The organism is uncultured Chitinophaga sp. (assembly GCF_902168175.1).
GTDB lineage: Bacteria > Bacteroidota > Bacteroidia > Chitinophagales > Chitinophagaceae > Chitinophaga.
Genome location: NZ_CABHOU010000095.1, coordinates 319,863 through 333,533, shown reverse-complemented (window position 1 = coordinate 333,533; position 13,671 = coordinate 319,863). Strand labels below are relative to the sequence as shown.

Annotated in this window: 14 protein-coding genes; 1 reads left to right on the top strand and 13 read right to left on the bottom strand. The window is 47.7% G+C overall.

Annotated features, from left to right (window positions below; genetic code table 11):
• Nucleotides 1–42: 42 nt before the first annotated feature.
• From QZT80_RS22630 to QZT80_RS22610, 5 genes are all read right to left on the bottom strand, one after another.
• Nucleotides 43–2,565 carry a T9SS type A sorting domain-containing protein gene (locus QZT80_RS22630; protein WP_295127671.1) on the bottom strand — a complete coding sequence of 841 codons (2,523 nt, stop codon included), beginning with the start codon at nt 2,563–2,565 and terminating at the stop codon, nt 43–45.
• A 792-nt stretch (nt 2,566–3,357) separates the two neighbouring features.
• A complete protein-coding gene (locus tag QZT80_RS22625) occupies nt 3,358–3,597 on the bottom strand; it encodes a KTSC domain-containing protein (RefSeq protein WP_295127668.1) in 240 nt (79 codons plus the stop codon).
• A 7-nt stretch (nt 3,598–3,604) separates the two neighbouring features.
• Complete coding sequence (locus QZT80_RS22620) at nt 3,605–3,910, bottom strand: hypothetical protein (protein ID WP_295127665.1); 306 nt, start codon at nt 3,908–3,910, stop codon at nt 3,605–3,607.
• A gap of 170 nt (nt 3,911–4,080) precedes the next feature.
• Nucleotides 4,081–4,920: an oxidoreductase gene (locus tag QZT80_RS22615; protein ID WP_295127662.1), complete on the bottom strand. Its 840-nt coding sequence runs from the start codon at nt 4,918–4,920 to the stop codon at nt 4,081–4,083.
• Nucleotides 4,921–5,059: 139 nt separating this feature from the next.
• Nucleotides 5,060–5,539, bottom strand: a complete 480-nt coding sequence (locus tag QZT80_RS22610; protein WP_295127658.1) for a DinB family protein — start codon at nt 5,537–5,539, stop codon at nt 5,060–5,062.
• A 224-nt stretch (nt 5,540–5,763) separates the two neighbouring features.
• On the opposite strand from QZT80_RS22610, the gene QZT80_RS22605 reads away from it, so the two are divergent.
• Nucleotides 5,764–6,108 carry a helix-turn-helix domain-containing protein gene (locus QZT80_RS22605; protein WP_295127655.1) on the top strand — a complete coding sequence of 115 codons (345 nt, stop codon included), beginning with the start codon at nt 5,764–5,766 and terminating at the stop codon, nt 6,106–6,108.
• 25 nt (nt 6,109–6,133) lie between these two features.
• On the opposite strand, the gene QZT80_RS22600 is transcribed toward QZT80_RS22605, so the two are convergent.
• The 8 genes from QZT80_RS22600 to QZT80_RS22565 form a co-directional block, all read right to left on the bottom strand.
• Complete coding sequence (locus QZT80_RS22600; RefSeq protein ID WP_295127652.1) at nt 6,134–6,445, bottom strand: hypothetical protein; 312 nt, start codon at nt 6,443–6,445, stop codon at nt 6,134–6,136.
• 329 nt (nt 6,446–6,774) lie between these two features.
• The gene (locus QZT80_RS22595; RefSeq protein ID WP_295127650.1) at nt 6,775–7,491 is read right to left on the bottom strand and encodes a hypothetical protein; all 717 of its coding nucleotides are present in this window, start codon (nt 7,489–7,491) and stop codon (nt 6,775–6,777) included.
• Between the two features lie 188 nt (nt 7,492–7,679).
• The gene (locus QZT80_RS22590; protein WP_295127647.1) at nt 7,680–8,351 is read right to left on the bottom strand and encodes a CpsB/CapC family capsule biosynthesis tyrosine phosphatase; all 672 of its coding nucleotides are present in this window, start codon (nt 8,349–8,351) and stop codon (nt 7,680–7,682) included.
• A 16-nt stretch (nt 8,352–8,367) separates the two neighbouring features.
• On the bottom strand, nt 8,368–9,753 hold the full coding sequence (locus tag QZT80_RS22585; RefSeq protein WP_295127644.1) for an undecaprenyl-phosphate glucose phosphotransferase: 1,386 nt from the start codon (nt 9,751–9,753) through the stop codon (nt 8,368–8,370).
• A gap of 4 nt (nt 9,754–9,757) precedes the next feature.
• Entirely contained in the window at nt 9,758–11,005 is a 1,248-nt protein-coding gene (locus QZT80_RS22580; RefSeq protein WP_295127641.1) for a WcaI family glycosyltransferase, read from the bottom strand.
• 10 nt (nt 11,006–11,015) lie between these two features.
• Entirely contained in the window at nt 11,016–11,615 is a 600-nt protein-coding gene (locus tag QZT80_RS22575) for a WcaF family extracellular polysaccharide biosynthesis acetyltransferase (RefSeq protein ID WP_295127638.1), read from the bottom strand.
• A 4-nt stretch (nt 11,616–11,619) separates the two neighbouring features.
• Nucleotides 11,620–12,519: a glycosyltransferase family 2 protein gene (locus QZT80_RS22570; RefSeq protein ID WP_295127635.1), complete on the bottom strand. Its 900-nt coding sequence runs from the start codon at nt 12,517–12,519 to the stop codon at nt 11,620–11,622.
• Complete coding sequence (locus QZT80_RS22565; RefSeq protein WP_295127632.1) at nt 12,516–13,661, bottom strand: XrtY-associated glycosyltransferase XYAG1; 1,146 nt, start codon at nt 13,659–13,661, stop codon at nt 12,516–12,518. Before QZT80_RS22565 ends, QZT80_RS22570 begins: the two co-directional genes overlap by 4 nt.
• Nucleotides 13,662–13,671: the final 10 nt, after the last annotated feature.

Genomic DNA, 13,671 nt, shown 5'->3' with positions numbered 1-13,671 from the left:
AAAGCGGCGCCCTTTCTATGTTCTGTTAAAGTTCAAACAAGGTTATTCTTTAATGAACTTGCGCTGTTCACGTGTTCCTCCGCCTTCGACCGTCAGAATGTACACGCCGGCTTTGAGTCCGGATACATCGGCCTGGTAAAGCACGTTTTTCACCCCATTCTCTGCTTTATGCAACCGGCCGTTAATGTCGGCGATAGCGATGCGGTAGTTTGCTGCTGGCAGGGATCTCAGATCAACATACAATTTACTGGCTACCGGGTTAGGGTAAAGGTTGATGCGTTTCGGCGTGGCCGAAGTTGCCTTGTATGCCTGTTCATCTCCAATACGCAGCAGGCTGCCACCTTCCGGCGGCAATACCATCCATATCCAGCGGTTATCCGAACTATCGGTACCCACCAGGCTGAAGACACTGTCGACCGTTACGTAGTCGTGGCCCGCACCGGCCTGGAACGTTAAGCGTTTTTCACCGCTCAGCGCATTAAAGAGCGCCGTGGACGCTGCAGGCGGATTCGTACCACTGACATCGTCGGCACCATGCCATATCCAGTTACGACGACCGGCGCTGGCGGCTGCCAGCGGCGTATAGTCCCCGAACCAGGCTGTGGCTACACTAATAGTAGTGGAGTATATACCGCGGTAAGGACTGTTATGCGACTGATCGTTCCTGATAAAGCCCCACATACGGCCAACTCCGCCGCTAACGCCTGCAATATGGAACCTGCTATGATCGCTGGTATCCAATCCCACCACATTAGCAAAATAATGGTTGATGTCGGTGGCGTAATTCGGCAGCCAGTACCCGCTGTTATAAGGTACCGCAAATACCTCCCACGATATTGTATCGCCGGCAGGTGTTATGGTGCTTCCGTCCCAGTTAATACCAAGATCGTTCAGCATTTTTTGCGGCGACTCTAACTGGTAGTTAGTACTATCGTACGCCATATCGCCCTGGAACACCACCAGCACATGCCTTTCGCCACAAACCGCCGAGCGGAAGTAACCGTGATCACGACCGTTGAAGCGCCAGTTCACCTGGGTGCCTGGAACGTAACCCGCAGGACCACCGCCATAGTCACACACGGTAATGGTAGGCGTATCGCGGCTCACCATCCATAACCAGCGGTTGGTGCTGATGGTCGTGCCGCTGAGCGACAGACAACTGTCCCACACGCTGGATTGGTGGCCGCCGGGGATGCCGGTAATATGTTTTTCACCCTGCAGGTCATCGTACAGCTGGGTGGATTTCCACGGAAGCATATAGGTATCGTCCGTACCATACCACACCCAGTTACGCTTGCCGTAGCTGTAGGTGTGTGCGCGGTAACCGTCGTAGTATTCAGGAGACATGCTGATCGTGGTGGAGAAGATATCCGCATTATTGCCGGTGGACAGGAAGCCCCAGATCCTTTCGGCGCCTGCGCCCTGCCCCACCAGGTGGAACCGCCAGCTTTCGGCAGTATTGATGGGGGCAATATGCGACAGGAAGTAATCCACATCACTATCGCTTGCGGTATGCGGAATGGTCAGTACTTCCCACACAACGGTATCGCCTGGCGCCCGCACCGTACGTCCGTCCCAGTTAATACCCGCATCTTCAAAAAGCTTCTGCGGCGCTTCTACTTTATAGTTGTTAAAGCCCGTCAGACTGTCGCCTGTAAACGCGACAAGGATGTGCCGTTCTCCATTACCGGCAGCTTTAAAGTAGGCGTGTTCCGTACCATTGAAGTACCACATCGCCAGCGTACCGGGCACATAGTTCTTTGGGCCGCAGGTATCGCAGGGGTTCGGGCTAACGTCGGCCGGACCCGGATTCACCATCCAGAGCCAGCGGTTAGTGAGGGTATCCCTGCCTGCAAGGGAGAAACAGCTGTCGAAGGTGGCTTGAAACACCCCGGAGCCCGACTGCGTGGTGATGCGTTTGGTGCCAGACAGGTTACTGTGCAGCAATAGCGCCCATTGCGACAGGTTAGGGCCGGATACGTCCGTGCCATACCAGCTCCAGTGCCGTTTACCGGGACTGGCCAGGGTAACGGGCGTGTAGGTATTCTGGTAAAACTGCAGGGCAGACAGGTTGATCGTTGTGGACACACTCCTGCCATATACGCTGGCCTGGAGCACATTCCACATCCGCCAGTTGCCGCCGAGCATGGCGGTGGCGTGAAAGCGCCAGTGTTCAGATGTATCGACCGGCGCAATGTTGGTAAAAAAATAATGCAGGTCTACCACCAGCGGAAACGTAGCAGATGTGGGAGAACCAGGGGTGGGATCGGGAATCGTAAGAATTTCCCAAACGATGGTATCGCCTGCGGCGCGCACCGTACGGCCGTTCCAGCCGTCCGCCAGCAGTCGTTGCACCGGATCGTTTCCAACACCGCAGCCCGAATAGGAGGCATCCGTAAACGACAACAGGATGTGACGCTCGCCGCTACCGGCGGCCTTAAAATAACCGTAATCGCGCCCGTTGATCGTCCAGCAGGTTGGCGCGCCGGGGGTATAACCCGACGGCTGGGCAAACGAAATGGCATACAACAGCAGGCACAGGCCAAGGAGTAATAATCTTTTCATGGGGGAAAGATTGAGGGTTAAGGATTAAAAATCTTGCTTAAAGGGGACCAAGGGGTTTCCGTCTGTAAAAGAAAATAAATCGCTCCTTCCTTACAATAACACGAAATAGGGAGCATACTGTTATCCCAGATCAGTAAGCCATGTTATACACTGGTGTTTCTGTTCATCGCCCGCGGACAAACCCGCGCGCCTTCGCTTTTACCCCGATCAGGCATTTTCGGTGCAGTAATCACTTCTATGCCGGTAATGGTACTCATTACCGGCCTTTACGAAGGCGGCAGTGTGGAAGGGATGCGTAAAAAAGCCACAAAATTGGTAGCCGCCGGTGTGCAGTTGATCGTACCACATCGAACAACGATGGCACCCCGGCTTACGATCACGCCAATGCTCTATTCCTTCCCAACCCGGGCGTACCTGTACTTGCCTGTACACCAGATAAGCTCCCCGGCACAATGGCGCCGGCGCCTGGCAAGCAGGACATTACGATGCGGGCGGCGAAAGAAGATATCGTATTGAAGAAATAAACCAACACGAAGGGCGGCCTGTTATTACATGGCAGCCCTTCGTGTTCCTACCCGGGAAAAACGTATATTCAGGATGTAGAACAGGAAGGCATTGGCATGTTATTCGTAACAAGCATTACATCAAAACCTAAAAACTGTTTATGAACAAACTTTTCAGAGCACTCATTGCCGGTTATGGCGCAAAAAAACTCGGAGGCGGATGCTTCGGTACTATCGTGATCTTTATACTGATCTACCTGGCCCTGGGTCAGTGCAATTAACGGGACGGTTAGTGTACCATCCCAAACTCATATGTTCCTTTAATGTGTTTGTTGAGATAGCGCCCCTTAGAATCGGCTTTCCGCATATTACGGTATACGTTTAGCGGTACGCCGAAGTAATCGTACACCCTGCCCGACCTGAAGATGATCCTCAGGGTGCGCGACGGGCGATCGTATTTCATCGAAGCGATTACACTGGACGGCATGAGCGAAGCATTTACCGGATATTTCTCCGAAAATAATGCCAAAGGCCGTCTATTTACGCTGCAGCCTGGCCAGCAATGCGGCCGAATTAGCATCATCAGCAGAAACACCGTAACCTGTTACGAGTATACCTTTTTCGCCTGCTGAACTTTCCAATGCATATACCACTGCTTCGTCAGAAGGATCGCTGTTACCTTCGTAACGGTAAACATCTACAATAAAAATATCGTTCACGTCCATTTTACTGTTTCCATTCAGAATGCAGTCATCCTCGATATTAAAATCAATGGTAAAACCACGTTCGCGGAGCGTATTGATGGCATTCACGACAGTGTCGTAGTGAGAGGACTGTTCCATAAGTTGCGCTTTATTTGACAATTGCAGCGCAAAGTTAACACCTGCCACTGCAAAAATGTTTGGGAATACTTGTACCGAACCTCGTTTATCTTGTATGATTCAACACAGCACAAACGAAAAAGGAGAACGACTGTTAAGCCGTTCTCCCATAGATGATCCTGTTTTTTTTGTTAGAATGCGGTAGACACCGTGATCGCATCCCACTCTTTGAAATTAGCTTCGAGGCTGGCCAGTTTTTCAAATGCCAGTCCTTTAGCATCATTACCCAGCAACAGGTGCAGCGGAGCTGTTTCGGCCTCAGCCACTTTAATAAGTGCGATAGCAGCTTTATCCGGATCGTTCGCCTGGTTACCATCAATTTCTTCCTGGTGCAGACGCTGTACTTCACGGGCAGCTTTGTAATCAGCTATTTCATTTTTAGGAGTGGTGATAGAACCCGCAGACAAGAAGTTAGTGCGGAAATATCCAGGTTCCACTACCGTAGCTTTAATACCAAACTCGCTTGATTCGGCAGCCAGTGCTTCGGTGAAACCATTTACCGCAAACTTGGTAGCGCAGTAAATACCAAAACCAGGGAAGTTACCAGTAAGGCCGCCGATAGACGAAATGTTAAAGATATGCCCGGAACGTTGTGCCCGCAGGTAAGGCATAGCCTTACGGATCACGTTCAGCGAACCAAACACGTTTACATTGAAGTTTTCGCGCGCTTCTGCATCGCTTATTTCCTCGAGGCTGCCAATCAAACCGTAACCTGCATTATTTACAATTACGTCCAGCTTACCGAAGTGTTTTACAGTAGCTTCGATAGCAGCTCCCACGCTGTTTTCATCTTTAATATCAACAGACAGTGGTAAGAAATTTTCGCTGGTGCTGCCAATTGAGTTATGCAGATCTTCCACTTTACGGGAAGTGGCGGCAACGCGGTAACCTTGTGTCAGCAACGTTTTAACGAAAGAGAGGCCAAGACCTTTAGAGGCGCCTGTTATAAACCATACTTTTTGTGTGCTCATTTTTTTTCCTTTTTTGTTGATACAAAATTAGGGCGGCGAAGCACGATGGCTGTTAAGGGTATCAAACTGAAACTTACAAAATTCAAACAACGAAAAAAGGGCCGCAACACATGCAGTGTTAACGGCCCTCTATAGGTAATTATGACAAGAACTTGATTTGTCCGCGGTGATATTCCTGGTGGTTAGTGCGGTTTAATAATACATTCAGTTTATTACGCTGCGGCTCCTTAATAAAGTCTTCCGGCGTTACAGCTGTATGCCTTTCAAACCAGCTATCTTCGGTAATGGCAGCCAGCGCTGGCGACAATTTGTCGTTTACCGCTTTCCAATATGCGCGCAGTTCTGTAACAGAAGGTTTAGGCAAACCAGACTTATCTGCATTTTTCAGAAACACCTCTTCCAGCTGGGGATATAGTCTTTCCCCTATACCAAATAACGTGAACAGATAGTCGCTAACCGCTGTGAGGTGACCAAGTAGGTAAATACCACTATTTCTGCCCGGTGCTACTTCCGCCGCCAGTTGTTCGTCGCTTAATTCATTAAACAGTTTATCCGTACGGGTAACCGATTGTTCCCAGGCCGTAAGCGCCATTTTTATAAACAATTGCTGTTGGTCCATTTTCGTGGTTTAGATAGATGAGAATACAAAACAGGTTGCAGCTTTTATAAACCGCAACCTGACTTTTTTATATGGAGTGGTTATAGTTTTTGTTGATCCGTTTAACCGGTTTTAAACTTTATTCCCTACATTTGTTACTCAAAGTTACTATTGAAAGTAATAAAAAGTAACTATCAGCCAAAAATAGTGGTAACCTGGCGGTAACTAACGAACTGGATAAGCATATGACGAACGACACCTTCAAGCTTGATAAATGCCCAATGACCCGCACCATGGCCATTCTGGGCTCCAAATGGAAACCGGTTATCATTTACACCGTGAACCAGAAACACCTCCGTTTCGGTCAGCTGGCCGCACACATGCCACTCATCTCCCGCAAGGTGCTTACCGACCAGTTAAAGGAACTGGAGGAAGATGGCATTTTGCTAAGGGAAGCCTATAATGAATTACCTCCGCGGGTAGAATATTCGTTAACAGAAAAAGGCCTTGCGCTATTGCCCATTTTGCAGCAGATGTGTGAGTGGAACAGGCAGTTTGAGAAGAATGGGGTGTGTAAGGAGCAAATGTAAAAGTTACTCTCACATTTGATGCGGGCTATATACCATTACGCCTCTCCAACCCTTCAATATTCATTTCCAGGCGAACAAAATACGTGGGCAGCCTCACAATACACGCGGTCAACAGCTCATTAGATGCTGGCAGATGAGCATTAGCTATCACCAGATGAACAATAGACGCCGCCAACTGCCATCTGGGCATTGACAGATGGACTTTAGAGACCGCCAACTGACATACAGGCATCGCCAGATTCACTTTAGACACCGCCAGTTGACATACAGGCATCGCCAGATCAACTTTAGACACCGCCAGTTGGCATACAGGCATCGCCAGATTCACTTTAGACACCGCCAGCGAAGGTTTAGACACCGCCACTGACATCCAGGCATTGACAGATGAACTTTAGACACCGCCAGCTGACATACAGGCATCGCCAGATCAACTTTAGACACCGCCAGCGAAGGTTTAGACATCGCCACTGACATCAAGGCATTGACAGATGAACTTTAGATATCGCCACTGCCATCCAGGCATTGACAGATTGGTTCCGAGGTAGTTTAGTGTACGTTATTAGAGGAAAACGTATACGTATAACGGGGATGTTTGGGAATTTATGTGAGCGATATCAGGACGAAGAGAATCAGAACAGCAATCAACAACGGCTAAGCACACCGCAACTACATCTTATAAGGTACCCTCACCAAAATCTCAATCGTCCTTTCCTGCGCAGCGGTAATATCAAATGTACCGCCATGCAGCCTGGCCACATATGCCATCAGGTAACTGATGCCCTGGTCGGGTGATGAAGTGGCGAACTGAAACTTTTCCTGGTCGCCGGTTTTAAGTGAAGAAGAAACAAAGTGGTTGACGGAACTTGCTACATATTCGCCTTTTATTTCAAAGTAAGTATCTTCAAAATTAAACGTAAGCACCGGCTCCTTTCCGGATACCGCATTCTTTTCCATCCGGAAGAGAATATTCAGCACCAACTGTTTAATAAGTGCCTCGTCCACCAGCATGTCTGCAGGTTCTTTACGCACGTTAAACACCACGTTTGCGCTAAATATAGTCTGATAACGTTCGTCCAGGAACAGGCCTTTTAACAGGTGTACTATTCCGCCCGGCACCTTTTTCAGGTTAAGGGTGTTATTGAGGATGTGCTGAATGATTTTTACATTCTGCAACTGGTATTCCAGTTCCACCACCTGCATTTTGATCGCTCCCGCCTGGCGGTTGATCTTTTCGGAAGCAGGCAGCCGCTCCTTACCATTATTTTCCGCGTACAGCTCTATCAGCTCTACACTGGACAAAATACTGCTAAGTATCGACCTCAGTTCATGGAATACATCTTCGATAAGCCGCTTGTTGTTATCAGGAAGTTGGAGTCCTCCCATGGTAGATTTCATTTATGCCCCTTATTTTTCTGATTTAATAAATATATGGCTAGGTCTCCCGCAAGGCAGGAAGTTAGTTGCTGTTACAATCCTAAATCTAACCAAATTTGCGCATTTTTAATTGGTTGTTCCTTACTCAAAACAGTATAATTAAGGCCATTTTAGGGGTGATATTTACCTTTTATTACTTATAACAGGTGGTTTTGCAGTCCGCTTTCTGCCAACAGCGTTGCTAATGCAGTGTCGCGATTTCCGGCCAGCACATCCAAATGGCGCTGGTGATGAATATCGGTGCCAACAAAAGTAACCAGCTTTTCCTTCAGCAATTGCAAGGCTACACGTTGGATGGAACTACCGTAGTGGCCTTTTAACGAAAGCAGGTTTACCTGCAGCAGCACACCGGTTTCGTGTAATTCGCGGTATACGTCAAAATCATCGTGGAGGTAGCGAAAACGTTCGGGATGCGCCAATATAGGTTCATAACCGGCCATCTTCAGGTTGAAGAACATTTCGCGGTAATTGAACGGCTTCGACACGAACGAAAACTCCGTAAGTATGTATTTGTTACTGATCTTCAGCAGTGGCTCACCATCTGCCAGCAAACCTTCGAAGTAGTCGTCCAGCATATACTCCGCCGCCGCTTCCACTTCCATCTTCACACCCTCCTGTTGCAGCCGGAGGTTCAATTTATCGAGCGCAGGAAAAATGGTATCCGCATGATTATGGTACAAGCCCGAAATAATATGCGGGGTTGTTACCAGCTTCGTGTAACCCGCTGCAGCCAGTTGTTTAACCAGGCCTACGGCTTCGTCAACACTAGTTACACCATCGTCCAGTTCGGCCAGCAGGTGCGAGTGCATATCAGTTTTTATCAGATCAGAAAGCATTTTTTTCTCCTCGTATGGTATTAGCTACTGTTAGGAATATAATTTTGAGGTCCAGGTACACCGACCAGTTTTCCATGTACCAGATATCGTATTCAACGCGCCTGCGCAATTGTACATTTTCAGTTATTTCGCCACGATAGCCGTTTACCTGTGCCCAACCGGTAATACCGGGTTTCAGGAAGTGGCGCACCATATATTGCTGTATAATACTTGAATACTCCTCGGTATGGCGCAGCATGTGCGGGCGGGGACCTACGATAGACATATTACCCAGCAGCACATTAATGAACTGCGGCATTTCATCAAGGTTCGTTTTTCGCAGGATGCGCCCTATGCGCGTAAACCGACTGTCGTTACGGGTGGCCTGTTTGCTGTTAGCTTCGTTGTTCACTCTCATGCTCCGGAGCTTCAGGCATTTAAACTCGCGGTTATTTCTTCCTGTACGGTTCTGAATAAAAAATATCGGGCCGCGCGACTCCAGTCTTATCAACAAAGCTAGTATCGGCAACAACCAGCTCAGGATAAATACGCAAACGAAAGAACTGAACACGATATCGAAAAGACGTTTCCTGATGCGGTTCGCAATATCGTCCAGCGGTTCAGAACGCAGGGAGATAATGGGGATGTTGTTAAAATAGTCCACATAGATCTGCCTGTTCACAAACATTTTAAAATCGGGCACAAACCGGAAATGTATAAAATGTTGCTCCGCCTCGTACGCCAGCGTATACAAGTAAGGAAATTGCTCTGGCGACAAAGTAGAATATATCTCACGGATGTTATTCAACTTCGCATACGGCACACACTCTTCCAGGCTTCCAATTACCGGGTAGTACGACAATTCCTGAACATTGCTGTATTCTTCGAAATAACCTTCAAATTTGATATTGCTTTTCCCCTCTGTCAGATTATCTGCCAGTTTTTTCGACATTTCATTATAACCAAGTATCACCATCTTCTTTTCCACCCCTTTCCTGTTAAGGATATGATTGGTCACAAAAAAGAACAGGAACCTGTCCAGCACCACTGCCACCATAAACAACCCGAGGTACATCATCACAAAGAACCGGGAGTACAGGTAGTGCGACATGAATATAAAAAACATGATGATCATGAAATACAGCACGAGCCCCTTCACCGTTTTACGTCCCATTTTTTCATAAGAAAGCTGTGCCGTATTGGAGTACATACCGGTAGTGAACATCGCCACCATCCAGCCGGCGTTCGATATCAGCAAAAATGCCTCAGCGCCTTCATGCACGGCAAGGTCGTATTGGCGAAGGCCAAAGCCTGCCATAAAGAAAATAGCATTCAACCATATAAAATCCAGTACAATAATCTGGATGATGGATATTTTAAGATAACGGTTCAACATATATTTAGTGTTGACAATTCACAACTGTTTCTTCGTACCTCGCCATTACCCGGCGAATAGAAAGATGTTCCTCTGCATATGCCCTTGCATTATGCCTTATACGTTCGCTTCCGTTTTGCAGGGCCTGGCGTACGCCCTGTGTAAGCGCTTCCTGTTTTTCTGCATCCACCAGCACGCCCATATCGTACTTATTGACCAGTGTATGCAGTCCGGAACCTTCATTGGCAGTAATCAGCGCCAATCCGCCTACGGCGAGTATGGTGGTAAGCTTCGAGGGCATTACCAGGTCGCTGGCGTTGGCCTTTTGTATTACCAGGTGTACATCGGCCATATTCAGGAACCGGTTAAAGGTTTCAAATGGTTGAAGCGGTAAGAAAATCACATTCAACACACCCAACTGCTCCGCCATTTGCTGCAGCCTTTCTTTATAAGGCCCCGATCCGCAGATCAGGAATTTCACGTCCTTTAGTTCGGCAGCGGTATACAGTATGCTTTCCAATCCCTGTTTTTCACCGATTGCGCCGGAATACAATACCAGTTTGTCTGTAGCCAGAAAACCGGCTGATGTTTTCAGTTCCGCTTTATCTTCTATAGGATGGAACAGATCGATATCGGCCCAGTTGGGGAAGTACACTACTTCTTTCTCTGCCTTTTCAGCAATGCGGGTCATCATACCATCCGAAATGCTGCTTACATAATCGGCCTGCTTCAGGATATACTTTTCTACGCCCAGCAAAGTTTTTATCACCTTTTGCGATTTGATCATCTGCAGGTCGCGCGCAGCTTCAATTTGTAAATCCTGGATGTGATAGTGAAACTTCGCGCGGCGGAGCTTTTTGTACAATACCCCCAGCAAACCCAGGTGAAAGGCCGGCACTACGGATATCACCACATCATACTTTTTACCCGGCAGCAATTGCATCAACTTAAAAAAGGCAGATACCGCGAACGAGAAATCAAGCATCATTCTTTTTTTGCCTGATGGCTGTTCGGGAACATATTGCGGGCAGCGGTACACTTTCAGTTTGCCTCCATTCTCCCCCCCAACATTTAAAAATTCCTTCTTATACCAGGATTTGCCACTTTTATACGGGTCCTGCACCTTCCATTGCGGATAGTAGGGGTAAGATGTAATAACCGTACAGTCGTAGCCACTGTTGGCCAGCCAGGTCATCATCTCCCCATTATATTTACCGATCCCGGTGGGTTCGGGTGAAAAATTTCCTCCTATCAGCAATAATCTCTTTTTCATAGTCTTGTCTTTAGCCTTTCATAATCCGCGCCCTTACAAAGGCTGCGGGGTTGCCGGCGTAAATACCCCAGGCTTCGAGGTCCTTACTGGCAATAGAGCCTACCGTTAAAATAGAATGCGAGCGGCAGGTAATACCGGGGCATACCACCGATTTTGCGCCAATCCACACACCATCTTCCAACACTATTTTACCCAGCCTGTAGGGAAAATCAGCCTTCGTGTAATCGTGATTTCCCGTCAGCAACAATGCCTCCTGCGAAATACATACATGGCTCCCGATGCTCACATCCTCCAGGTTATCTATCCAAACCGATTCGCCAATCCAGCAATGATCGCCGATGTTAAGGCGCCATGGGTTCTTGATACGTACTTTCGTTTTTATCACCAGCCCTTTGCCCACCTTTGCACCGAAAAGGCGCAGCAGGAAAGACTTAACGCCATAAGGCCAGGGTAGTGCGCTGTAGAAAATGAAGTAGTTGACAAAGTACCAGCTTAACACTTTCCACTTTGGCCCGGCTTTATAACTGCCGGTATTAAAGGCTGATAAATCAGTAGCCGATGGTGTTACCGGGTAAGTGACTTTATCGTATGTTGCAGTTTTTGTTTCCATGGTATTAAAGCGCTATGTTATAATCCTGCTTAAGCAGTTCCACTACTTTTTCTTTGCGGTTATCGCCCGCCAGTTTCAATTCAAATTCCTTCACATTCACATCTACCAGTAACCGGTACCAATACCCCTGCATAAAGTGAAATATAAAACCATGGTAACCGTCGAGAAATCCGAACCTCACCACGTAACGATACATGAAGTAGAGAAAAGCACGGCCACCGGGAGGAATTACAGCGTATACCTTTTCTTTCAAAAAGCGCTTCCGTTTTGCCTGTCCGCCTTCGCTTTGTAAGAGGCGTGCATCATTTTCTATAAAACCGTACTTGATGTTCAGCAGGTCTACCATTTCGCGTATTGCGTAGTTGTTATGTTTATTCACCCACCAGTGAATTGAATTCAGGTTATAATCCACCAGGTGCTCGCGGAACATCATGGTATTACCTTCTGACAATACAATATGTTCATCCATCCAGCGCTGCTCAATGCTACCTTTACCATTACGCCAAATGCGCATCAAAGTATGAGGGTAAAAGCCTCCATAGCGGATCCACTTGCCTTTAAACAGCACTTTCCTGCGGATGTATATACCGGTAATGTTATCAGGAATTTTCGCTTCGTTAATCTCTTTTATCAATTCCGGCTCCAGGTATTCATCTGCATCCATACGCATGATCCAGGGAGCAGTACTGCCACAATTATCAAGGCCCCACTGGAACTGTTTAGAATAACTTATCCAGGGATTATGCAGCACCTTAGCACCGAAACGATGTGCTATCTCTATGGTATCGTCCTTTGAACCAGCATCTACTACATAAATCTCGTCCGTTACCAGCCGCAGGCTTTCGAGGCAGCGGCCGATGTGTTTCGATTCGTTCAAAGTAAGAATGATCACTGCCGGGTTCATACTGCTGCTTTATTTGTACTATTACGGTACATAGTGATATAATCTTCAGCCAGGCGCGCTTCATCGAAGTCGTAACGGATAATACCCACAGAAGCCTCCGAAATACGGCGGCGCTCTTCGCGGTCGTTGTACACTTTAGTAAGATTCGCTCTTACTTCGTCTACACTTTCTATTCCCGTTACCCAGCCCAGTTTTTTATCGTTCACGTATTTGGAAAGGCCCACATTGTTGCTCACCAGCACAGGCGTACCTACTGCCAGCGATTCTATCACTACAATGGCGAAGTTCTCGTTGTGAGAGGTGAGGGCGAACAAGTCGGACTCTGCAAGAAAAGTATACTTCTCTTCGTTATTCTTCCATCCTACCCATTCCACATTTTCCTCCATTTTATTTTGGGTGATGATCTGCTTCAACGTCCGCACATATTCATCGTCGCCCGAGCCTGCAATGTTCAGTTTATATGGGAATGACACCCCACTGAGGGCATTAAGTAAGATATCCAGCCCCTTCTTAGGATCCACCCGGGAGAGGAAGCTGATATTAAATACCGCATTCTCTTTACGTCCATATTGCTTTTCGGGCAGTGCTACCAGGTTGTGGATCAGGTCTGCATCCCATTGACCGTGGATGCGCAGGCACTCTTCCTGTTCCATGGGCGAAGAAATATGCAGGAAGGTGTTGCCCAGCAGGTGTTTGCCTACGGCGTTATGCAACACCTTTTTCTTCAGACTGTTTTTGCTATTAAACACCCAGTCGCACAGCATACCGTGCGGAGAGAGTACCGGTTTCACCCCTTTCAGGTTACATATCCAGGAAGCACCGAGAATCAGGAAATTCCACCAGCTGTGAATATGTACCGCCTGAAACTGATCGACCGTAGCCCAGGTATGTTTCCATAAAGCTGGCGATACGTGCGTATGGTCCTTCGTCAATCTTTTAAAATAAAATACGCTTACGCCATCTACATTTACCGGTTCGCCCACAGGCACTTCCAGTTCATTTTTACCGTTGGCGGTAGTTGTATACACCGTTACCTCATGCCCAATCCGCACCAGTTGTTCCGCCAGGCGTGCAATCGCTACTACGGGTCCACCGTAGATGTATGCAGGTTTATAAGACGGAACAATGAAAAGTATCTTCATTTTATCAATT